Source organism: Pseudarthrobacter sp. HLT1-7 (genome assembly GCF_059383435.1).
The window spans coordinates 182,887-204,307 of record NZ_JBWZCH010000001.1; the positions used below are offsets into that span (position 1 = coordinate 182,887).

27 protein-coding genes and 3 tRNA genes are annotated in these 21,421 nt (G+C 65.4%); 24 read left to right on the top strand and 6 right to left on the bottom strand.

The features are described 5' to 3' along the window. Nucleotides 1–156 precede the first annotated feature (156 nt). The 4 genes from AC50X6_RS00825 to AC50X6_RS00840 all read right to left on the bottom strand — a co-directional run bounded on the left by AC50X6_RS00825 (nt 157) and on the right by AC50X6_RS00840 (nt 3,582). Nucleotides 157–1,077 carry a cation diffusion facilitator family transporter gene (locus AC50X6_RS00825; protein ID WP_494964436.1) on the bottom strand — a complete coding sequence of 307 codons (921 nt, stop codon included), beginning with the start codon at nt 1,075–1,077 and terminating at the stop codon, nt 157–159. A gap of 10 nt (nt 1,078–1,087) precedes the next feature. Beyond that, a complete protein-coding gene (locus tag AC50X6_RS00830) occupies nt 1,088–1,591 on the bottom strand; it encodes a metallopeptidase family protein (RefSeq protein ID WP_494964437.1) in 504 nt (167 codons plus the stop codon). A 21-nt stretch (nt 1,592–1,612) separates the two neighbouring features. Next, nucleotides 1,613–2,602 carry a DMT family transporter gene (locus tag AC50X6_RS00835; protein WP_494964438.1) on the bottom strand — a complete coding sequence of 330 codons (990 nt, stop codon included), beginning with the start codon at nt 2,600–2,602 and terminating at the stop codon, nt 1,613–1,615. Between the two features lie 98 nt (nt 2,603–2,700). Further along, nucleotides 2,701–3,582: an ArgP/LysG family DNA-binding transcriptional regulator gene (locus AC50X6_RS00840; RefSeq protein WP_494964439.1), complete on the bottom strand. Its 882-nt coding sequence runs from the start codon at nt 3,580–3,582 to the stop codon at nt 2,701–2,703. Between the two features lie 69 nt (nt 3,583–3,651). On the opposite strand from AC50X6_RS00840, the gene AC50X6_RS00845 reads away from it, so the two are divergent. From AC50X6_RS00845 to AC50X6_RS00875, 7 genes are all read left to right on the top strand, one after another. Next, complete coding sequence (locus AC50X6_RS00845; RefSeq protein WP_494964440.1) at nt 3,652–4,254, top strand: LysE/ArgO family amino acid transporter; 603 nt, start codon at nt 3,652–3,654, stop codon at nt 4,252–4,254. A gap of 45 nt (nt 4,255–4,299) precedes the next feature. Beyond that, complete coding sequence (locus tag AC50X6_RS00850; protein ID WP_494964441.1) at nt 4,300–4,938, top strand: FMN-binding negative transcriptional regulator; 639 nt, start codon at nt 4,300–4,302, stop codon at nt 4,936–4,938. 147 nt (nt 4,939–5,085) lie between these two features. Beyond that, nucleotides 5,086–5,158, top strand: a tRNA-Glu gene (locus AC50X6_RS00855). Between the two features lie 96 nt (nt 5,159–5,254). Beyond that, nucleotides 5,255–5,328: transfer RNA gene (locus AC50X6_RS00860), tRNA-Asp, on the top strand. Nucleotides 5,329–5,376: 48 nt separating this feature from the next. Next, nucleotides 5,377–5,452: transfer RNA gene (locus AC50X6_RS00865), tRNA-Phe, on the top strand. 866 nt (nt 5,453–6,318) lie between these two features. After that, entirely contained in the window at nt 6,319–6,666 is a 348-nt protein-coding gene (locus tag AC50X6_RS00870) for a phosphotransferase-like protein (RefSeq protein WP_494964442.1), read from the top strand. A gap of 17 nt (nt 6,667–6,683) precedes the next feature. Further along, nucleotides 6,684–6,881: a phosphotransferase-like protein gene (locus tag AC50X6_RS00875; RefSeq protein WP_494964669.1), complete on the top strand. Its 198-nt coding sequence runs from the start codon at nt 6,684–6,686 to the stop codon at nt 6,879–6,881. 79 nt (nt 6,882–6,960) lie between these two features. On the opposite strand, the gene AC50X6_RS00880 is transcribed toward AC50X6_RS00875, so the two are convergent. Further along, nucleotides 6,961–7,191 carry a zinc-ribbon domain-containing protein gene (locus AC50X6_RS00880; protein ID WP_494964443.1) on the bottom strand — a complete coding sequence of 77 codons (231 nt, stop codon included), beginning with the start codon at nt 7,189–7,191 and terminating at the stop codon, nt 6,961–6,963. 28 nt (nt 7,192–7,219) lie between these two features. After that, the gene (locus AC50X6_RS00885) at nt 7,220–7,933 is read right to left on the bottom strand and encodes a TetR/AcrR family transcriptional regulator C-terminal domain-containing protein (RefSeq protein WP_494964444.1); all 714 of its coding nucleotides are present in this window, start codon (nt 7,931–7,933) and stop codon (nt 7,220–7,222) included. A gap of 178 nt (nt 7,934–8,111) precedes the next feature. On the opposite strand from AC50X6_RS00885, the gene AC50X6_RS00890 reads away from it, so the two are divergent. The 17 genes from AC50X6_RS00890 (at nt 8,112) to AC50X6_RS00970 (ending at nt 21,419) form a co-directional block, all read left to right on the top strand. Further along, nucleotides 8,112–8,387, top strand: coding sequence for a hypothetical protein (locus tag AC50X6_RS00890; RefSeq protein WP_494964445.1), 276 nt, complete (start codon nt 8,112–8,114; stop codon nt 8,385–8,387). Nucleotides 8,388–8,605: 218 nt separating this feature from the next. Then, nucleotides 8,606–8,863, top strand: coding sequence for a hypothetical protein (locus tag AC50X6_RS00895; RefSeq protein ID WP_494964446.1), 258 nt, complete (start codon nt 8,606–8,608; stop codon nt 8,861–8,863). A 454-nt stretch (nt 8,864–9,317) separates the two neighbouring features. Beyond that, the gene (locus AC50X6_RS00900) at nt 9,318–10,217 is read left to right on the top strand and encodes a diacylglycerol/lipid kinase family protein (RefSeq protein ID WP_494964447.1); all 900 of its coding nucleotides are present in this window, start codon (nt 9,318–9,320) and stop codon (nt 10,215–10,217) included. Nucleotides 10,218–10,509: 292 nt separating this feature from the next. Then, nucleotides 10,510–11,463 carry a manganese catalase family protein gene (locus AC50X6_RS00905; protein WP_494964448.1) on the top strand — a complete coding sequence of 318 codons (954 nt, stop codon included), beginning with the start codon at nt 10,510–10,512 and terminating at the stop codon, nt 11,461–11,463. A 247-nt stretch (nt 11,464–11,710) separates the two neighbouring features. Then, entirely contained in the window at nt 11,711–12,766 is a 1,056-nt protein-coding gene (locus tag AC50X6_RS00910) for an iron-containing redox enzyme family protein (protein WP_494964449.1), read from the top strand. Nucleotides 12,767–12,951: 185 nt separating this feature from the next. Continuing rightward, nucleotides 12,952–13,224 carry a CDGSH iron-sulfur domain-containing protein gene (locus AC50X6_RS00915; RefSeq protein ID WP_494964450.1) on the top strand — a complete coding sequence of 91 codons (273 nt, stop codon included), beginning with the start codon at nt 12,952–12,954 and terminating at the stop codon, nt 13,222–13,224. A gap of 248 nt (nt 13,225–13,472) precedes the next feature. Continuing rightward, nucleotides 13,473–13,904, top strand: a complete 432-nt coding sequence (locus tag AC50X6_RS00920; protein WP_494964451.1) for a hypothetical protein — start codon at nt 13,473–13,475, stop codon at nt 13,902–13,904. A 133-nt stretch (nt 13,905–14,037) separates the two neighbouring features. Continuing rightward, nucleotides 14,038–14,502 carry an Asp23/Gls24 family envelope stress response protein gene (locus tag AC50X6_RS00925; protein WP_494964452.1) on the top strand — a complete coding sequence of 155 codons (465 nt, stop codon included), beginning with the start codon at nt 14,038–14,040 and terminating at the stop codon, nt 14,500–14,502. After that, nucleotides 14,499–14,690 (top strand): hypothetical protein, encoded by a 192-nt coding sequence (locus AC50X6_RS00930; RefSeq protein WP_494964453.1) that lies wholly within the window; start codon nt 14,499–14,501, stop codon nt 14,688–14,690. Before AC50X6_RS00925 ends, AC50X6_RS00930 begins: the two co-directional genes overlap by 4 nt. Next, a complete protein-coding gene (locus AC50X6_RS00935; protein WP_494964454.1) occupies nt 14,687–15,070 on the top strand; it encodes a hypothetical protein in 384 nt (127 codons plus the stop codon). The genes AC50X6_RS00930 and AC50X6_RS00935 overlap by 4 nt, the downstream gene beginning before the upstream one ends. A gap of 110 nt (nt 15,071–15,180) precedes the next feature. Further along, nucleotides 15,181–15,744, top strand: coding sequence for a hypothetical protein (locus AC50X6_RS00940; protein WP_494964670.1), 564 nt, complete (start codon nt 15,181–15,183; stop codon nt 15,742–15,744). Then, nucleotides 15,741–16,352 (top strand): hypothetical protein, encoded by a 612-nt coding sequence (locus AC50X6_RS00945; RefSeq protein WP_494964455.1) that lies wholly within the window; start codon nt 15,741–15,743, stop codon nt 16,350–16,352. The genes AC50X6_RS00940 and AC50X6_RS00945 overlap by 4 nt, the downstream gene beginning before the upstream one ends. Before the next feature lie 309 nt (nt 16,353–16,661). Next, nucleotides 16,662–17,954 carry an ABC transporter substrate-binding protein gene (locus AC50X6_RS00950; RefSeq protein ID WP_494964456.1) on the top strand — a complete coding sequence of 431 codons (1,293 nt, stop codon included), beginning with the start codon at nt 16,662–16,664 and terminating at the stop codon, nt 17,952–17,954. A 7-nt stretch (nt 17,955–17,961) separates the two neighbouring features. Beyond that, a complete protein-coding gene (locus tag AC50X6_RS00955) occupies nt 17,962–18,999 on the top strand; it encodes a carbohydrate ABC transporter permease (protein WP_326965847.1) in 1,038 nt (345 codons plus the stop codon). Next, nucleotides 18,996–19,883 carry a carbohydrate ABC transporter permease gene (locus tag AC50X6_RS00960; protein ID WP_494964457.1) on the top strand — a complete coding sequence of 296 codons (888 nt, stop codon included), beginning with the start codon at nt 18,996–18,998 and terminating at the stop codon, nt 19,881–19,883. The genes AC50X6_RS00955 and AC50X6_RS00960 overlap by 4 nt, the downstream gene beginning before the upstream one ends. A gap of 10 nt (nt 19,884–19,893) precedes the next feature. Further along, nucleotides 19,894–20,148, top strand: coding sequence for a hypothetical protein (locus AC50X6_RS00965; protein WP_494964458.1), 255 nt, complete (start codon nt 19,894–19,896; stop codon nt 20,146–20,148). A 101-nt stretch (nt 20,149–20,249) separates the two neighbouring features. Continuing rightward, entirely contained in the window at nt 20,250–21,419 is a 1,170-nt protein-coding gene (locus tag AC50X6_RS00970; protein ID WP_494964459.1) for a LacI family DNA-binding transcriptional regulator, read from the top strand. Nucleotides 21,420–21,421 lie beyond the last annotated feature (2 nt).

Genomic DNA, 21,421 nt, shown 5'->3' on the forward strand with positions numbered 1-21,421 from the left:
CACTGGTCACATCTATAACATAAACAACAACAGTGTCATTTGGCCACATTTGCGCCCGGCGTGTCGCGTGCGGCAAAGCGCCGGACGCTGCCCGCCCCCGCGTGAGTCCCCGGCATACCCGTCCACCCGGCATGCCCGGCTACCCGACTTCCGCGCTCAGGCGTGCTGGTGGGCCTCATGTTCGGCGTGGGTGACCGGTTCCAGCTGGAACGTGCAGTGCTCGGTGTCGAAATGCGAGCCCAGGCAGCTGGCCAGCTTGTCCAGCACCCGGTCCGTGTCCCGGGCCCCGAGCGCCGCGTCCTCGACCACCACGTGCGCGGAAAATACCGGCACCCCCGAAGTGATGGTCCAGATGTGGATATCGTGCACCGACACCACGCCGTCCACGGCCAGGATGTGTTCGCGGATCAGCTGCACGTCGACGCCCTTGGGGGTGGCCTCGAGCAGGACGTCCACCACGTCGCGGAGCAGGTGCCAGGCCCGGGGTAGGATCATCAGCGCAATGACCATCGAGGCGATGGTGTCCGCCGCCTGGAAGCCGGTAACCATGATCGCAATGGCCGCGGCGATGACGGCGAAGGAGCCCAGCAGGTCGCCCAGGACTTCGAGGTAGGCGCCCCGGACATTGAGGCTCTCCTTCTGGGCGCCGCGCAGAATCAGCAACGAGACCAGGTTGGCGGCCGCGCCGAGGACGGCGGCGGCGAGCATCACGTCGGTGCGCACCTCGGGAGCGGAGCCGAGCCGGCGGATGGCCTCCGTGAAGATGACAACAGAGATGACGATCAGCACCAGCGCGTTGGCCAGGGCGGCCAGGACTTCGGCCCGCTGATAGCCGTAGGTGCGCTTCTCGCTTGCCGGGCGGGTGGCAATCCACGCGGCCAGCAGCGCAATCGAGACGCCGGCGGCGTCGGAGAGCATGTGCCCGGCGTCAGCGAGCAGTGCGAGGGACCCGGAGAGCATCGCGCCCACGATCTGGACCAGCACGACGGTGAGGGTGATGGCCAGGACGGCGACCAGGCGGTTCCGGTGCTTGCCAGTGCCAGTGATGCCGTGCGAGTGGCTGTGGTCGTGTCCCATGCCTACAAGGCTAGCCCCAGCCGAGCTCATGCAGGCGGTCGTCGCTGATGCCGAAGTGGTGGGCGATCTCGTGGACCACGGTGACGGTGACTTCCTCGATAACATCCTCGCGGGATTCGCAGATTTCCAGGATCGGCCGGCGGTAGATGGTGATCCGGTCCGGCAGGGAACCGGCGTCCCACCACGAGTCCCGTTCGGTCAGCGGCACCCCTTCGTAGAGGCCCAGCAGCACGGTGTCCGGATCCTCGCCGGGCTGCGGCGTGTAGTCGTCCTCGATGAAGACGGCCACGTTGTTCATGGTCTTCGCGAGTTCCGGCGGGATCCGGTCCAGGGCGTCGCTCACCGCGGCGTCGAAGTCGGTTTCCGACATCGGAAACGGTTTCGGCTCCGGGCCATCCTGGCTGTCTTCGGCGGGGACGTCCGGGTCAGCGGAGACGTTCGGGTCAGCGGGGGCGTTCGGTTCCTCCGGGTCGTCGGGGACGATAGGCAGGCCGGGCGGCAGCGAAGGGGACATAGCTGAACTGTAGCGCCGAAACTAGCGGGACCGGCGCCGGGTCAGGCCCACGCCCACGAGGCAGATCGCACCGCCGATCAGGCCCCAGATGGTGGGAATCTCGCCCAGCACCAGCCAGGAGATCAGGATCGTGGTGCCCGGTACCAGATACGTGGTGGCGGCGAGCCGGCCGGCGTCGATCATTGACAGCGCATAGGCCCAGGTGGTGAAGGCGATCGCGGTGGGGAAGACGCCGAGGTAGACGAGTCCCAGCGTAGCCGGCAGCGGCGCCGCCTGCAGCTCGGTGGCCAACTGCCCGCTGAAGGGCAGGCAGCAGACGGCGCCCACCATGATGCCGAACCACGTCGCCTGCGCCGCGGGGAACTTCCGCAGCACCGGCTTCTGCACTATCACACTTACCGCCGCGAGGGCCGCCGCCAGCAGGCAGAGCAGCACGCCGGCAATATCCGCCGTCGACCGCTGGCCCGAACCGAGAGCGATCACCGCTACCCCGCCAAACGCGACGAGGCTGCCGATGATCAGCCAGCGCGGGAAGCCCTCCTTAAGGATCACCCCGGCCATGATGGCGATCAGGATGGGGCTGACGTTGATCAGCAGGGCGGCGGTGCCGGCGTCGACCAGGTGTTCGGCAGCGTTCAGCGCCACGTTGTAGCCGCCGAACCACATGACGCCGTAGGCCAGAATGGGCCACCATTCACGGCCCCTGGGCAGCTTGCTGCTCTTCCGGAGCCGCGGCAGCACCACCAGGCCCAGTACGACGGCGGCGATCGCCAGCCGCCCGAGGGCAAGCGGGCCGGGGGAGAAGTTGGGGCCAACGGCCCGGATCCCCACGAAGGCGGACGCCCAGAGCACCACGGTGACGACGACGGCGGCGATGCCGAGCCGGCTGATCTGGCCGGGCCGTAGGGTCTTGCCCGGGGATGCGGGCGCTACAGCCTGGAAAGTCACATCGTGGGTGCTGTCCTGCGTGCTGTCCGGTTGGGGGGAGCCTGGTGCGGCCGTTGTTGCCATGTTAGTCAATGTAGTCCGTCCGGCGCAGTGGGGCTGGCGGAAATCGGTCGCGTCTAGTCGAGTCCTGCCAGCGGCCGTGCGCCCGTCCCCGGGCGGGTTCACCGGAGCGGACGGGCGGCGGCCTGAATCGCCGCGGCCACCTCGTCCAGGGCTGCGGATCCATGCCGCCACTGCTGCCAGTGGAGCGGCACATCCACGTGTGCTGCGGGGTCGAGGGGGACGAGCCTTCGTCGTTTCAGCTCGTCCCGGACCTCAATTTCCGGGAGCAGGCCCCACCCCATCCCCCAGCGGATGGCTTCGCCGAACTCGTGGGCGGCCGGGACGTAGTGCCGCGGCGGCTGGAGTACTTTGCGGCTCACTTCCCGCAGGTAGCGGTCCTGCAGATCGTCCTTGCGGTCGAAGACAATGACCGGGGCCGCGGCGAGTGTTTCCGCCGTCGTTCCGCCGGCAAACCACCGGGCGGCGAAGTCCGGGCTGCAGACCGGCAGATAGCTCATGGTGCCGAGCCGGCGGGACGAGCAGCCGGGGGCGGCCTTGGCGGTGGCGGTGATGGCAGCGGCCGCTGCACCGCTGCGGAGGAGCTCCAGCGAGTAGTCCTGGTCCTCGCGCAGGATCTCCAGCTGGACCTTGTCCGCCACTGCGGCCAGGCCCGGGAGTGCCCAGGTGTGGAGCGAATCGCTGTTGATGACCAGGGTCAGGCGGACCCCTGAATGGGTGGCGCCGGGTTGCAGTTCCTCGGCCAGGTCGGCGGACAGCATGTGGAGCTGGCGGGCGAAGCGCACCACGGCCTGTCCTGACTCGGTGAGTTCGACGGGCCGGGTCCGTTTCAACACCGGACGTCCAACGGTTGCCTCGAGGGCGCGGACACGCTGGCTCACCGCCGACGCCGTGACCGAGAGGTGGCCGGCGGCGGCCTCGAAGCTCCCGTGGGTGACGATCGCGGCCAGTGTCCGGGCCTGCTCCGGATGAATTGCCATCATTAGCTCATCTTATGATAACTCAGAATAATTACCTGGTCTCATGATCTGTTTCGACCTAACGTGGCTGGTGTGATCCTCTCTCTCGTCGCGGGCCTGGCCAGCGGGCTGTCCCTGATCGTCGCCATCGGTGCCCAGAACGCCTACGTGCTCCGCCAGGGCATCCAGCGATCGCACGTTCTTCTGGTTGTTGCCGTGTGCGCCCTGTCCGACCTCGTGCTGATCATGCTCGGTGTGGCCGGGGTGGGTGTCCTCATTGAGCGGGCGCCCGGGCTTCTCGAGGTAACGCGGTGGGCCGGCGCCGCCTTCCTCCTGGCCTACGGGGTCATGGCTGCGGTGCGGGCCATCCGCGGAACGCAGGCTGCCCAGCCGGCGACCGGTCACCCGGGGTCGTGGATGGCCGCCCTGGGGACCTGCCTGGCGCTGACGTGGCTGAACCCCCATGTCTACCTGGACACCGTTCTGCTGCTGGGGGCCCTGGCAGGCACCCACGGAGCGGACGGGCGGTGGTGGTTTGCCGCCGGAGCAGGACTCGGCAGCATAGCGTGGTTCGCCGCACTTGGCGCCGGAGCCCGGTACCTCGGGCCGGTATTCGCCCGGCGGAGTGCGTGGCGCGTGCTCGACGGCGGGATTGCCCTGGTCATGGTCACCCTCGCTGTCATGCTTGTAGCCTGAGATAAGTCAGCCGTCCCACATGACACTTTGAAGAAGGAACCGCCCGTGTACGTCCCCTCGCATTTCGCTGCAGACCAGGACGCCATCAGGGAGTTGCTCGCGGACCCCGGTGCGGCCAACCTCGTGACGTCGACCGAGCGGGGACTGCTCGCGACGCTGCTGCCGTTCGTCTATGATCCGGCGGCCGGCGAGCATGGGGCACTGCTGGGCCATGTTGCCCGCAACAACGAACAGTGGCTGCTGCCGGCACTGGGCGAATCCCTGGTCATCATCCAGCGCTCCGACTCGTACATTTCCCCGTCCTGGTACCCGTCCAAAGCCGAACATGGCCGGGTCGTCCCGACGTGGAACTACACCACCGCGCACGCCTACGGCCGGCTCATCGTCCACGACGACCCGGCCTGGGTTGAAGACCTGGTCCGGCGGCTGACCACGCTGCACGAAGCATCGTCGGAACGCCCCTGGACCGTGGACGACGCGCCGGCGCGTTTCACTGCCGGGCAACTCCGGGCGATTGTCGGCGTCGAACTTGTCATCACGAGGGTTGAAGCGAAACGGAAGCTCAGCCAGAACCGGTCGGCTGCCGATATTGGCGGCGTGATCGCCGGGTTGCGGGTTCGGGGTGACCTCGAATCGGCGGCCGATGTGGAGCGTGCGCAACAGGACCCGGCCCGGGGGAGCTGAGCGCCCGCGAACCGGCGACCGCCGATTTTGGATAATCCAGAGGTCTGTCCTATAGTTTTATAGGTCCAGTTCGGAGCAACTCGAAAGGACAAAAACGAACGGCTTCGGCCCTTTATTTTTGCCCCCAATGAGCCGAATTGAGTTCTGGCCCCCATCGTCTAGCGGCCTAGGACACCGCCCTTTCACGGCGGCGGCACGGGTTCGAATCCCGTTGGGGGTACGCAGGGAACTGGTCAGTCCGGATGTGAAAGTCTGGTAGGCTAAAGGCCTTGAAAAATTGCGGTAGCGATACTGCAGAGAAGCAAGAAAATAGCAAGGCCCTGTAGCGCAGTTGGTTAGCGCGCCGCCCTGTCACGGCGGAGGTCGCGGGTTCAAGTCCCGTCAGGGTCGCTCTGATTGCCAGAAGAAATTCCGGCCGTCATGGTGACACGTCACCTAGGCTCTGTAGCTCAGTTGGTAGAGCGTTCGACTGAAAATCGAAAGGTCACCGGATCGACGCCGGTCGGAGCCACCAGCTAGAACCCCGCAGTTCCCAGTGTTTGAAAGGGATCTGCGGGGTTTTTTCGTTGCCCGGTGCAGCTGTCGAATCAGCTGGGATTACCCGAAATCAGCCGAGTTCTCCGTCGGCCTCGGTGCCGATATCGCCTTGGTGGGCGAGGACCAGACGAGCCAGTTCACCGTCGGGCCTAGTGGACATTTTCCTTAGTTCGCTGGGATTCAGGCAGCGCCAGGATGTGTCCGCGCCGGGAGGACATGCCCATTCTTTGCGCCCGGGGCAGGGCATAACGGGACTATGCCCACCCGCGGCCCCGGTGCGGGGCATGTCCAGTCCAGCGGGCACGTCCCGTCCGGTTGGTGGCGCTCCTTCCCGGTTGTCTGCCGCCACAGCTCCTATCGGCCCGGGAAAGGCCCGGGTTTCCGCGGGCTTGTGGCGCCGGGTGCCGAAGTAACCGGGCGGGAACGTCGCGGCCCGTCGCGTTGGGCTGGTCCGGTCAGGCGTTGGGTGGGTCCGGCGGCGTGGAATCTGGCGTCGCCGCGGGAGTACATGTCCATCCTTCGCGCCCGGGACAGGGCACAACGGGACTACGTCCATCCGCGCACCCCGGCGCGGGGCATGTCACTTAGCAGTGCCCTCCCAGCCCCCCGGGCCAAGACCCCCGACGAACTAACGAAAATCCCACTAGCCGGCGAAGCTGTCATCACGGCCAAGGTGATTAGCTCAGCATCGGTGATCTTATGACGTATGCCGATGCGGATGCTGGACCGGGCCGGGACCGTTCCGGATATGCCTTTTAGTAAATCATCGGCCTGCACATTGCCCTTCAAATCGCCGCGCCGCGCCGAACGAGCCCCCTGGAACTACTCCTCTAGACTCGCTGGATGGCTAGCAGCAAGAAATCCCAGGTGATCATACTGAACGGCGGTTCGAGCTCCGGCAAGTCTTCAATTGCAAGAGCGCTTCAGGAGATACTCCCGGGCATCTGGTCGACCTTCGGCGTCGACACGTTCATCGCCGCACTTCCTGCCAGGGGGTACAGCCCTCGCGCGGGAATCTCCTTTGAGCAGGACGGCACCATCACCTTTAGCGCGGAGCATCGGGCCTTAGAACGAAGTTGGTACACCGGCCTCAGCGGTATGGCCCGGGCAGAGGCCCACATGATCCTCGATGAGGTGCTTTTTCCGGTGGTGCTGGACAGGAGCGCATACAGTCAGCATTCAGCGGAGTGAAACTCAGTTGGGTGGGAGTGCGCTGCGACCCGGATGTCGCCGCATGCCGCGAGGTACGACGTCTCGACCGTGTGGAAGGAATGGCGCGACAGCAAGCCTTGAGCGTGCACGGCGGAGTTGCCTACGATCTAGAGGTCGACACCACGAATCGCTCGACTGAAGAGTGCGCACGGGACATTGCCAGCCAGCTCTTACTCAAGGCTTTGGCCCGCTGAGGGATCAGCTGACGGGTGTCAGTGGCCGATAGCTTGTGGCCGGAAGGTATCGCAGCTCTCGCGCTCTGCCTTTGGCTTCCTAACTGAGAAGGGCGTTCTTCTGCCGGGATTTGATCGTTGAGCTCTGCCCGCAGTTGGTGCAGGTGATGTCGAATTTTTTGGATGTTGTGAGGACGGGAATGAAGAACAGGGTGAGTTTTGTGGCGCGTTCCTGCAGATGATGGTGGATGAACCGGCCGCAGTACTGGCATGTCGCCATCCGTCCGGGCAGGTCGCGAAGGAGCGTTTTGAGGCCGAAGAGCAAAAACATGGTGTGTGCCTTTCAAGGGTTGTTCCGGTCAGTCCCTGGTTTGGGCGTCCGGTGAGGACAGGCGGGCCGCGAGGCCTGAGAGCAGGATGTTGATTCCCTGGTCGAGTTCGGCTGCGCCGTCATAGTCGGCGAGGACCGGGGCGAGAGCGCGAAGTCTCGGAAAGTCTTTCGCCGGCAGACGGTGCAGGCCGAGGCGAAGAAGGGCTTCGTTTTCGTCCGGGTCGGCGATGATTTCCTGCAGTTCGTTGAGGATGTGTCCGTACAGGTAGCCGTAGTAGGCGCGGTAGACGTGCAGGGCGTCAGCCGGGGTGAATCCGGCGTCGATTAGCAGCGACAGGATTTTTTCCAGGGGCCGCAGCGTCCCCAGCGGCCGGAGACCCAGGGGCGTGGATAGCGGACGGGTCACGAGCAGGGGCACGACGTTAGGGTGCCGGAGCGCCAGCCGCCGCAGGTCGTGGGCGATGTGGCGGAGCTGTGCCTGCCAGTCCGGGTCGTCGGGGAAAATGGAAAGTTCATTAAGAACGAGCTCGGAGACGCCGTCGAGCAATGCCGCGCGGTTCTCGGCGTAGCGGTAGAGGCCCATGGGATCGCGCCCGAGTTCCTGCCCGAGCCGGCGCATGGTGAGGGCATCGAGTCCCTCCGCGTCAACCAGTGCCAGGGCTGCGGACAGAACCAGCTCCCGGCTGAGCCGCTTTTTCCTGCCAGCACCGGATCTGGGCACCGGATTCTCTTCAGGTGACATGGTCTTCCGTTCCCGTGGCTGCGGCCAAGCCCCCCTTCCAAAGAAAGTAAGTAGGCTTGCTTGTTGTGTAGTCTACGTATAAAGTCTACATCGTAGAGAAGTTGTCATCACCGGTTTCTGAAGCGGGACGTTGGTTGCACGGCCATTCAGGCCCCTCACATCACCCCAGGAGATTCCCATGACTGCCAATAACACCCAGACCGCACGCACCGAGACGACCCGGAACGCGAACGACATCAAGATCTCCACGAGGACGCTCGAGTTCGCCGTGTATGCCGCCGCAGTGCTCGCCACGATCATCACCGCCGCCGTCGTCGGAGACGACCGCAGCGAAAACGGCGTGGATGTCTTCAACGCCCATGACGCCATGCAGCTCATCACCTGGCTGACGGTCGGTCTCATGGTGGCCCGCGGCCTGGCCAAGGCCGGCAACCGCAACCACAACCACGGCTAACGTCTGTACCTCGTTCGGCTGCGAGTGCTGTTGAACAATGATGGTCCTGGTGCGGCCGCCGAAAGGGCGGCGGCACCGGGATTTTCAGTCCGAATTGTTTCATCCCCGGATCTGCACCGGTCCGGGAACCGCTTCAGCGCCGCGTGCACGGCCTTGAGGCTTCAGCTGCTGTAGCCACACGGCGGCACGAGAATGCACCGAGCGGAAACGAGCCACCCATGGCAGATTCGCAGCACGACCGGTTCCTGCAGGCAGCCACTACCCATGCCCCGGCGTGCGACCGTGCTCTGGGCCGGAACCTCCGCTATGGCCTCTCTATGAGTTGGTGTCGCCTGTTCCAGGCCGCGCCCGGGCCGGAGGATGCATTCCCGACTGCCATGAAGAAGAAACGGATCGATCCTTGGCGCACCGGCCATTGCCTGAAGGAGCCGGTCTCGGCGGATTACAACCAGGCCAGCTACCCGGAAGTGGTCTGATCCGGATGTCGGCGACTTTTCCCACGTCCATGCCGCGCGACGCCCACCGGCCCCGCGTTCACTGCCAGGAGCCCATGTCACCCGCGGACCCCACCCTTCGGGGCGTGCAGTGGCCGGTTTCCACGGAGGCCGGGCCTACGGACTTGTTGAGCGTTTACCTCCGGACCCGCGTTCTGCGGTGCCGGTGCGGATTCCAGATGGAAATACCCCGCCAGTGACAGGCAGCACCTGTCCGGCTCTGCAGCCGGCCGAGAACAACACGGAGACATTGTGACCAGAAACGACGGCGTACACCAACCCGCACACCCGGCAGTGGGGAATTGGCCGGGCTGACCCCGACACCCTCGTCCACGCCGGCAACAGTTGAACATCTGCACTGTTCGGTCAGCGGGCCGCAAAACCGCGGGAATCAGCTACCCCGTCCGGAAACCACCACTTATACCAGGAGCACGCCATGGATTCTGTCCGGACTTTTGAGTCAATAGTCATCATCTTCAATCCCAACAGCACAGGGGATGCCCCCACGCTCGCCGAGAAACTCCGGGACCGGCTAACTGAGCTCCTCACCTACACGCCGGATCTCAAACTCCAACCGACCAGTCACGCCGGACACGCCGTCGAGCTCGCCCGCGAGGCTGCCAGCAGCGGCGGCCACGTACTTGTCGTGTCCGTCAGCGGTGACGGGGGCTATAACGAAGTCGTCAACGGCGTGAAGCAAAGCGGCAACCCCAACGCGGTCTGCGCCGTCATGGCGGCAGGGAACGCCAATGACCACCGGCGGACCACCGGCACCAAGCCGCTGGAAGAGGCCATCGCCGAGGGCAACGTACGCTACATCGACCTGTTGCGCATCCACACGGGCCAGGGAGACGACGCGCCGGCGGTATACGCCCACTCCTACATCGGATTCGGTCTGACGCCGGTGATGGCGATCGATATTGAAGAGGGCAGCAAAGGTGCCATCAAGGAAATGGTCTCCGTGATCCGGGCCTTCGCGAAGTTCAGACCGTTCGAAATACGCCTGACCGACGGAAAGCACCGGAAGTTTGACAGTCTTGTCTTCGCCAACATTTCTGAGATGGCGAAGTACGCCACCCTGAGTGACGCTGACGACGAGCCGTCCGACGGAAAATTCGAAGTGATCCTCTTTCCGCACATGCCCAAGTGGCGGGTACTGCTGACGGCCCTGCGCGCCACCACGCAGGGACTGGGCGACCAGCCAAGCGTCAGCACTTACGAATTCACCACACTCAAGCCCCTTCCCTACCAGATGGACGGGGAAGTGAAGTCCGTGGACGCGGACACACTGGTCAAGGTCGAATGCGCCCCGGCCGCCCTGCCAATACTGGGGTAGAGCCCGGCAGGAGGCACGAAGGAACCGTGGAACCTGACGACGCCGCGCAGGATGAGCCCCTTCCGCGACCCGCGGCCTTTCCTGCCTTCTGAGGACACGTCTTGACCTTCCCGAAGATACGTCTTGACGGGTTTCGTGCTCGCTCATAAGCTAAGCATGCTTAGTAAACTCGCTTCGAAAAAAGTCCGCGATCCATAACCGGGGAAACGGCCGGGTGTGGGGAGACCGACCCAGGGTTACGGTCAGCAGCGAAGTTACCAGTGTCCATCCGTCACCGTCTTGAGGAGCCACCATGTACTTGCACACTCAGCAGTTGATCAATGAAATCGCCGTGGACGAGCCCGATCCCGCGGCGGCCAATGCCCTGCAGGAAGGGCTGGGTGGGCAGTTCGGCGAAATGCGCACCATGATGCAGTACCTCTTTCAGAGCATCAATTTCCGGGGGGACCCGGCGTCGAAACCTTATAAGGACCTTATCCAGGGCGTGGGCACCGAAGAGATCAGCCATGTCGAACTCATCGGCACGACCATTTCCCGGTTGCTGGACGGATCCCCGCAGTACCAGGGGAAGAAAACCGATCCGGTGGACCAGCCCGGCGCGATGGGAGCCACGCCGCTGAAGATAGCCCTGGACACCAGCAACATCCACCATTACCTTGTGGGCGCCCAGGGCGCTCTGCCAGTGGACGCCGCCGGCAATCCGTGGCTGGGGTCATATGTGTACAACAGCGGAAACCTGGTTCTCGATCTGCTCTACAACCTGATGCTGGAATCCACGGGGCGGCTACAGAAATGCCGAATTTACGAGATGACTGAGAACGCCGCCGCACGTTCCACGATCGCGTACCTGATCGTGCGGGACCAGGCGCACGAAAATGCTTTCGCAAAGGCATTGGAGAGCCTGGGGGTGAACTGGGGCAAGGTGCTGCCCATCCCGAAAACCAATGCCGAGCAGTTCCCCGAAGTCAAGAAGCTCCTGGACAAGGGGCTCCAGAGCATCCAGTACACGTTCAGTGCGGACGACGCCAGCGAAGCGGCCAAGCTATACCGGGGCGCATCGCCCTCCAACGACGGCACCGAACTGAGCACCGGTGTGATGCCCGAGGGCTTCCCGATGGCAATGTCGCCGGAACGTCGGGAGGAATTTGCGCCCGGGCTGGATGCTGACCTTCTGGCCCTCATCCAGGCCACCGCCGAAGTCGAACTCAAAGTTGCCGATAACCCCAGCGAACCAAAAACGACTTAGCCTGCCCGGCCCTCCCCATGACTCGGCGGCCCCGAACACCCGGAGCGGAACGGGACAACGTGCTTCCTCCGGGTAGCCACCGCCCCATCACCGCATCCGGCTCCGTCCTGGGACGGGACCGCCTCTATGGGGGCGGACGCCGGACTTAGAAAGAAGGAGGGTGCAGCGCCAGGGCAACGCCGGCCCGCCGCTAAGCCTCGAGAACCACAACCATCCGCAGCCGCACGGCCCCCAACAAGGAGTAACAATGAACATCCCTGAACCGAGGGGACCTATCAGCGCCGGGCTCATTGCCATCCTGGTGGAGAAGAAGCCCGGGCCGGAACCCCAAGGCCTGGCCGCTCTGCACACACTGGTCGCGGAACGGTTGTTGGTTATCAGGGACATGATCGACGACGACGTCCAGCTCGCCTTGTTCTGCCTCTATGAGCTGCACTACGGAGGGCTGGACGGCGTCGATGACCGCTGGGAATGGCATCCCGGGCTGATCGGTATCCGCCACCTGCTGGAGGAACCGTTCGAGGCGTGGCTGCGGGCCGAGGCCGGCCCGGTGTCGGCGTCCGTGGTGCGCCCGGACTCCAGGACGCCCGGCAGCGATGCCACTGCGGCCCTTCTGTTCGGCATGGCCGGGCGGGACAGCGGTCCCAGTGTCTCCCGTCATGTGGCGAAGAAAGCGACGGCCGGGCAGCTGCGTGAATTCCTGATCCATAAGTCCTTGTATCAGCTCAAGGAAGCCGACCCGCACACTTGGGCCATTCCGCGCCTGAGTGGCCGGGCCAAGGCCGCCCTCGTGGAAATTCAGGCGGACGAATACGGCGGCGGCCACCCGGAGCGTATGCACAGCGCCATGTTCGCCCGGACCATGAGGGGGCTGGGACTCAATGACAGCTACGGCGGCTACGTGGACGTGGTCCCGGCCATCTCACTGGCCTCCGTGAACATGATGTCCCTGTTCGGGTTGAACCGGAGGCTTCGCGGAGCCATTGCCGGGCATCTGGCCATGTATGAGATGACGTCCTCACGGCCGAACCAGCTCTACGGGAACGGCTTCCGCCGTCTGGGATTTGATGCGGACGTGACCGGGTACTTCGATGAGCACGTTGAGGCGGACGCCGTCCACGAACAGATAGCCGGGAGGGATCTTGCCGGCGGACTCGTAGAGGCGGAACCGGACCTCCTGGACGATGTCCTCTTCGGTGCGGCCGCGGTCTCCTGCATCGACGCCCGCTTCGCGACTCACCTCATGGACGCATGGGACAACGGCCGGTCTTCACTGCGTTCGCCCATTCCCGCCGCGGCATGACTGGCCGGGCACCACGTTTCTTCCCGGGACCGCGGGAGGAGTGCATTCTGCCCCTGCGCCGGCCGGAGGAGTGCCATATGCGGGAACCCGCCGTGAATCCGCCGCGCATTCCGAGGCCGGGCGGCGGCTCCGGCATGCAGGCAAGATCCGCCCGTTCCCTCCCCTAACTCTGATCGGAAACAGCCATGAAAGACACCTCGCCAAACCCCGGCAGCGCCTCACTCTTCCTCTGCCCGGACGGACCCATCCTGGTCCGCGGCGACTTTGACGTCCTCACGCCGTCCGGGGATCCTGTGCCGCGGCAACGCAAGACCGTCGCCCTCTGCAGATGCGGTGCCTCGGCCCTAAAGCCGTACTGCGACGGCACCCACAAAATAATCAACTTCCGCACCGGCAGCCCGGTCGCGGAACCGGAAACGACTCCGACCCCTACAGGCAACCCGCGAGCGGCACGCTGACAAACGATCCGTGCTCCGTGCCCGTCGATTGCTCCGTAACGGCCCTTCTGGCGGGTCAAAAGGGCCGTTACGGAGCAACCGACGGGAGTTCGACGGCGGGCATGGTTGGGGGCGTGGGAGTCAACCGGGCTAGACTCGCACGCTGGGGAAAAACGCCAAGGCCGCCAGCAGCCTGAACGGGCCGGCGGTGCAATCTCAACCGGAAAAGTGATTCCTAAACCGTGATCCTGAAGAATATTGCACGCCCATTGACCATCAGCGTCCTCCTCGCCTCCCTGGCACTTACCGGCTGTTCGGCGCCGGAGGCCGGCAGCACGCCGTCGTCCGCGGCCGCCACTTCCGCTCCCTCCGCCTCCTCAACGGCGGCTCCGGGCAAGTCCTCCGGCCCTTACGGCGACTTCCCGACGGCGGCCGCCGCCTGCGCCAAGATCTCCGAACAGGCGGCCGGCGCTACCCTGCTGCCGCTCTCGGCGGCGCAGGGGAAAACGGCTGAACTGGAGCAGGCCAAGGCGGAACTGGCCCGGACGGCAGAGATGGTCCCGGACAGCATCAAGGCGGACTTCGCCACGCTCAGCCAGACGGCTGTCGCCGGGGTGAAGGACCAGACGGTCTTCTCCAGCGGGAAGCTCCAGGACGCCATGGCCCCCGTGCAGGGCTGGCTCGCCGCGAACTGCAACTAAGCGCCAGCCGCCAGCCGCCGGGCGCCGCGGAAGAATCCCTCCCCGGAACCGGACTCTGCGGCGTTCCCGGCGCCAGGCCTCCACCTTGTCGGGGGCAGACGCTAGGGTGGTCTCAAGAGAAGGGGAGTGCCTTATGGAATACCAGAATTCCCAGCCCGTAGCGGGCTCCGTTCCCGAGCAGCCCACTGCCGCGCCGGCGGGCAGCGGCGGACGCACCGTGATTTCCGAAGCCGCCGTCGCCAAGGTAGCCGGCATCGCCGCCCGCGCCGTCCCGGGCGTCTATTCCCTGGGATCGGGCCCGTCACGCGCCCTCGGGGCGTTCCGCGACGCGGTGGGCAGCTCGGACCACGCCGCCGGAGTCCGCGCCGAAGTGGGCGAAACCCAGGTCGCCGTGGATATCGATCTGGTGGCGGTCTACGGCACACCCCTCCACGCCCTGGCGGACCAGATCCGGGCCGCGGTGTACGCGGCTGTCGAGAAACTCGTGGGGCTCCAGGTTATCGAGGTCAACGTGGAGATCCATGACGTCTACGTGCCGGGCCCGGCTAAGCCCGGCACACCCGGCGAAACCCGGCCGGCGAGGGAGGCAATCCAGTGAATTTGACCGTTGTAGGGATCGCAGCAGGCGCCTTCGCGGCGTTTATGTCCTTCCAATTTGGTGTCTGGGGTTTCCTCGGCGCCCTGCTGTTCATGGGAATCGGGGCCGTTCTGGGCCGCGCCGCGGAAGGGAAACTGGATCTGCGCAGCGTTCTCGACGCCCTCACTGGCCGGCGTTTCTCCTCATGAGCGGTACGGCCGGGGCCGTGGTTCACAGCGCCGCGCTGGCTGGACACAACCGAATCAGCACCCAGGCCCTGACCAGCCTGGCGCGGGCCGCCGCGGCGGAGGCGCTCGGTGTCACGGCGCCGGAAGTCCGGGCCGAGTGGTCCGACGACGACGGCCTGCTGGCCTTGTCTCTGGTCGCACCCATCACCGTGCCCCCGCTGACCGCCGTGCTGCGGGATCCGGGACGGACCGCAGCCTTCGGCGGCTCCGTCTGGGACAGGGCCGTGGCCGCCAAGGCTCAAATCCTGCGCCGGGTGACCGAATTAAGCGGTGCCCGGCTGAGCCGGGTGGACATCCGGATCAGCGGAGCAAGCGTCAGCGAAGGAGGGCGGGTCCGGTGAGCGACGATTCGGAACGCGGGCACGCGAAAAACCCGAAGCGATCGGCATCCGCTGTCCCTGCGGACCCCGCGGCCGGGGCCTTTACCGCCGGAGCAGCCGGCGACGCCGGCATGGAATCGATTCTGAAACGCGAGACCCGCTCGTCGAGGGCCGTGGCATCCGTTATCGCCGCCGTTCTGGTCATTGCGCTGTGCGTGTATGCACTCCTGGAAGCCGCGGTCCGCGCCGTCGGGCAGCCGCCGTGGCTCGTGGATCCGCAGACTGCAGCCGACCAGATCGTAGCGCTCCCCGGGCGTGTCCCGCCCCTGCTGCTGGGCGTTGCCGGCGCCGTACTCGTCATGCTGGGCCTGTTCTTCTTCCTCAATGCGGTCCTGCCCGGACGCCGGGCCCGCCACCTGCTCTGGGACCGCCGCGCCGCCGTCGTGGTGGACGACGAAGTGATCGCCTCCGCACTCGCGCGCCGGGCGCGGCTGGCCGCCAACGTGACGCAAGAGCAGGTCACGGTGATTGTGTCCAGACAAAGGGTGGTGGTGAACGTCCGCCCCACCTCCGGCATCCCCCTGGACGAGGCTGCTGTGTTGTCCGCGGTTCAGGACGAGCTACGGGGCATGGGGCCTTCCCCCATGCCGGAGATCCGGATTATCGTCGCCTCGGCAGGAGTGATCGGCGCATGAACAGCAGCCCTAGAATCCTCAACCGGATCCTGATCGGGATCCTCGGCGTCAAGCTCCTCGCCATCGGAATCCTGCTGATCCTGCTGGCCGTTGTTCCGGCCGTCGGCAGCTGGTGGCAGACGTGGTCCGCCGGGGTGTGGAGCAACTGGCGGGATGCCTTCGAAATCACGCGCTTCCCGGGCCGGACGGAGAGCTGGCTGTGGATTGTGCTGGCGGTGCTGCTGCTCGCGGTGATTGGCGCCATGGTGGCGTGGGCTGCCCAGCAGGGCAAGGGGCGGTCCAATCTGCTCGTCAGTGGCGAAGACCCCGGCGAAGTTCCCGGAAACGTCCGGATCGGCAGCGGCGTGGCCGAGCAGGCACTGCGGGCCGCACTGGCTGACCGTCAGGACCTGGCCGGAGCCACCGTCGCGACCTACGATTACCGTGGCGAGCCTGCCCTGAGAATCCGGGTCCAGCCCCGCCAGGGCGTAGCCCCCCATATTTTGGCAGCCGAGGTGTCCGGCCTCGTGGAGGCGCTCGACGCTGTGATCGGGAAACGCACTCCCGTGCTCATCCACATCGCCGCCGGCGCGCGGTCCAGGTTCGGCCGGGCCGAGCGGGTCCGCTGACCAGGCGCTGCGCCACCGCTGACCCGGGTCCAGCGGGTCCGCCGGGCCTCCGCCGGGTCCGTCGGTCCCGCCCGGGTGAGTCTGCAGGCGTGAGGTTCCGGCAACATTCCCCCGTATCCCGCGCAGCCCCGGCGACCAGGCAGCGGATGGCGGGTTTGCGCGGGAGCCGGCCCACAGGGTGCCGATCTCCTTTCGATAAAGGTTTGATGTAAACGCTTGCATTCCTCACCGCCAAGTCGCTATTGTGATGGTCACCACACCAACTGCACCGCCGTTTTTCTATCCGGTACTCAGCGAGGAGCCTCCAGCATGAAAACCCCTAAATTCCTACTTCCCGTAGCCGCGGCAGGCGTTCTAGCCCTCACACTCTCCGCCTGTGGTGGCGGAGGGGGCGGCGGCACAACGGGCGGCAACGCCGGTGGCGACGCCGCGCAGGGCCTCGACGGCCGCGGGCCCATCACCTACGTCCAGGGCAAGGACAACAGCAACGTCGTCCGGCCGCTGATCGAAAAGTGGAACGCTGCCCACCCGAACGAGAAGGTTACGTTCAAGGAGCAGACGGACCAGGCCGACCAGCAGCACGACGACCTCGTCCAGAACTACCAGGCCAAGAATGCCAACTACGACGTCGCAAGTGTTGACGTCGTGTGGACTGCAGAGTTCGCAGCCAAGGGCTGGCTGCAGCCGCTCAAGGACAAGATGGCCCTGGATACCGCTGCCATGCTGAAGCCGACGGTTGACAGCGCTTCCTACAAGGGGACGCTCTACGCGGCCCCGGTGTCGTCCGACGGCGGCATCCTGTATTACCGCAAGGACCTCGTCCCCACGGCTCCCAAGACCTGGGACGAGATGATGGGCATGTGTTCTGTCGCCAAGGCCAACAATATGGGCTGCTTCGCGGGCCAGTACGCCAAGTACGAAGGCCTCACCGTCAACGCCTCGGAGGCTATCAACTCCTTCGATGGCTCCGTGCTGGACAAGGACGGCAAGCCCAGCCTGAACAGCCCGGCTGCCAAAGAGGGCCTGAGTGCCCTCGCCAAGGCCTACGCCGACGGCAACATCCCCAAGGAGGGCATCACCTTCCAGGAAGAGCAGGGACGCCAGGCCTTCCAGGACGGCAAGCTCCTCTTCCACCGCAACTGGCCCTACCTCTACAACCTGGCTACCACGGAAGGATCCTCGAAGGTCAAGGACGTCCTGGGGATGGCCGCGCTGCCCGGCAAGTCCGGCCCCGGCGCTTCCTCCCTCGGCGGACACAGCGCGGCCATCAGCGTCTACTCCAAGAACAAGGCCACGGCCCTGGACTTCGTCAAGTTCCTCGTCAACGAAGAGAACCAGAAGTTCTTCGCCACCCAGGGCTCACTGGCTCCGGTGCTGACCAGCCTTTATGGCGACCAGGCGCTGGTGGCCAAGCTTCCGTACCTGCCGGTTCTGAAGACCTCGATCGAGAACGCCGTACCGCGGCCCGTCACCCCGTTCTACCCGGCCGTCACCAAGGCCATCCAGGAGAATGCCTACGCGGCGATCAAGGGCGAAAAGACCGTCGACGCGGCACTGTCCGACATGCAGAAGTCCATCGAGTCCGCTAGCGCGGGACAGTAGCCTAGCCATGGCAACCGAATTGGGCCCGACGCCGGTTAAGTCACCGGCGTCGGGCAGCGCCCCGGTCCACCGTGCGCCGAAGGGCGTGGGCGAGGACAACCGCGTCGCCAGCCAGGGCCGATGGGCCTCGTGGCTGCTTGCGCCGACCATCATCGCGCTGGCGATCGTGATCGTTTACCCGATTATCAGCGCCATCATCATGTCCTTCTCGAAGGACTCCGGCCTTGACCCCGTCACGGGACTCTTCACAGCGGGCGGACCGGCTGGCATCTCGAACTACGTGAATTGGATTGCCCAACAGTGTGCCGCTCCGGGCGGCGGAACCGTCGCCTGCCCGCCGGGAACCCTTGGCGCCCAGTTCTGGTCGGCAACCGCCACCACGTTCTTCTTCACGGTGGTGACCGTGGCACTGGAAACTGTGCTCGGTTTCTGGATGGCTATCATCATGGCTCGAACCTTCAAGGGCCGCAGCCTGGTCCGGGCAGCCGTTCTGGTTCCGTGGGCCATCCCCACCGCCGTGACCGCCAAGCTCTGGCTCTTCATCTTCGCCTTCGAGGGCATCGCCAACAAGCTGTTCAACACCACCATCCTCTGGACGGGCAGCGAATGGCCCGCCAAGTGGGCCGTTATCATCGCAGATACGTGGAAGACAACACCGTTCATGGCGCTGCTGATCCTGGCAGGCCTGCAAATGATCCCGGCCGACGTCTACGAAGCGGCCAAGGTGGACGGCGCGTCCGCCTGGCAGCGGTTCCGCATGATCACCCTGCCGCTGGTGAAGCCGGCGCTGATGGTGGCCATCCTCTTCCGGACCCTCGATGCCCTGCGGATGTTCGACCTCCCCTACATCCTCACCGGTGGCGCGAACAACACCACCACGCTCTCCATCCTGGTGATCAACCAGATCAGGCAAGGCTTCAACGCCGCTGCGGCACTGTCCACCATTACGTTCATCATCATCTTTGTCGTTGCCTTCATCTTCGTCCGATTCCTCGGCGCGAATGTTGTGGAGCAAAGCGGCGGCACCGGTAAGGGGAAGAAATGACCGTCGCGACCGAACTCCGAGCACGGCAGGACCGTGGCCGCAAGGTAGCCCAGAACCGCGAAAAGTGGGCGCAGGGCCGCACCTACATCAGTGCCGCCGTGATCCTTATCTGGTGCCTGGCCCCGGCCTACTGGATGGTGGTGACGGCGTTCAGGGATGTCGGATTCACCTACGACACCTCACTGCTGCCCAGCCATGTCACGCTGGACAACTTCAACACCGCCTTCGACACTTCCTTCGGCAACCGCTTCGGCCAGGCGCTGATCAACAGCGTGTTCATCGGCGTCGTGGTCACCATCATCTCGCTGGTGATCGGCGTCTTCGCGGCGTACGCGCTGGCAAGGTTGAACTTCCGGTTCAAGTACCTGGTGCTCGGCTTCATCCTGGGGGCGTCCATGTTCCCCGGCGTCGCCCTCATCACCCCGCTGTTCCAGCTGTTCACCAATATCGGCTGGATCGGCACCTACCAGGCACTGATCATTCCGAACATCTCCTTCGTCCTCCCGCTGACGGTTTACACCATGACGTCGTTCTTCCGGGAGATGCCGTGGGAGCTGGAGGAATCCGCCCGTGTGGACGGCTGCACCCAGGGGCAGGCGTTCCGCAAGGTGATCATGCCGCTGGCTGCGCCGGCCATTTTCACGACGGCGATCCTGGCATTCATCTCCTCCTGGAATGAGTTCCTCATCGCCAGCCAGCTCTCGAGTGACGCGACCCAGCCGGTGACGGTGGCCATTGCCAGCTTCGCGGGTGCCCAGCCCAACCAGATTCCCTATACGGCCATCATGGCCGCCGGAACCATCGTCACTATTCCGTTGGTGATCCTGGTTTTGGTCTTCCAGCGCAAGATCGTCGCCGGCCTCACGGCCGGCGCGGTTAAATGACGGTGCGGCCGTGAGCGCCAAGCCAAGCCGCGGCCTGGTCCGCAGCGAGCACCGGCGCGTGCGCTCGGGGGAGGACTTTGACATCATCATCGGACTCCTCGGCTTCTGGGCACTGGTGCTGCTGGTGGGCACCGTCTGGATGGAGGTGACCGCCCAGCCGGCCCTTGGCTGGGCGCTCGGCCTGCTGGCCACTGTGCTGGCGCTGTACGGGATGATCCGGCTGCGCCGGCGCCTCCCCCAGCGGACGGCGACCAGGCAGAAGTAAGGACCGGGGGGGGGGTGCAGCTGCGGTGCCGCGGGGAGGCTAGCTGACACAGTTCCGCGGATGGCCGGATGGCCTCCGCGCTCAGTCGACAAGGGGACACGGTGGCACGGACAACGGATAGGGCACAACGGGGAGGCCACTCGGGCGTCAGCATCGAGGATGTGGCCGCTGCGGCCGGTGTCTCAACGGCCACCGTGTCCCGTGCGGTCCGCGGTTTGCCCCAGGTGTCGCCGGCCACCAGGGAGAAAATCCTGGGCGTTGCGGCGGATCTGGGATATGTGGCGTCCTCCTCGGCCTCCGGGCTGGCCACCGGGCGCACCAAGACGATCGGGGTACTGGCGCCTTTCGTCAGCCGCTGGTTCTTCTCCAAGGCCATCGAGGGTGCGGATCGGGAACTTCACAGCCGGCATTACAACCTGTCCCTCTTCAACCTGGGCGGACACGGCAGCAACCGCGAGCGGCTTTTCAGCAAGACCATGGTCTACAAGCAGATCGACGCGCTGCTGGTCCTCTGCATGGCGCTGACCCATGAGGAAATCGAACACCTTCAGAAGATTGATATCCCGCTCGTCGTCGTCGGCGGACATGTGGACGAATGCCCGTACATCGGCATTGACGACTATGCGGCCGCCTGCACAGCGGTCCGCCACTTGATCGACCTCGGACACCAGGACATCGCCCTCCTGCACGGCGACGACGAAACCGACCTGAACTTCGACGTCCCGAGGGTCCGGATCAAGGCTTTTCAGGACGTCATGGCGGAAGCCGGGCTGAGTGTCCGGCCGGAATGGGACGAATGCGGAGACTTCACCGTCCCGAGCGGCCAGGCGGCCTTCCATCGGCTCTGGGACAGGCCGGGACCGAAGCCCACTGCCATCTTCTGCGCCTCGGACGAGATGGCCATGGGGATCATTTTCGAAGCCGCTAAGGCCGGGGTCCGGGTCCCGGAGGACCTCTCGGTGATCGGCATCGACGACCACGACTTTTCTGAAGCCATGGGACTCACCACCGTCGGGCAGCGGCCCGACGAGCAGGCCGAACTGGGCACCAAGATGCTGCTGGACGAGCTCGACGGCATGGCCGGGGCCGTGCGGTCCACGGTCGCGCCGCACTGGCTGATCGTGCGGCGGACGACGGCGCCGCCCCGCGCCGCGGACTCACTCGCCGTCGGAAGGATTGCCGGGCAGTCTGCTGGCGGGACCGCCGTCGGGCCGGCCAACGACGACTCGGTTGCCGGGCAGCCTGCCGGCCGGTCGCACGCCGCAGGCTAGGG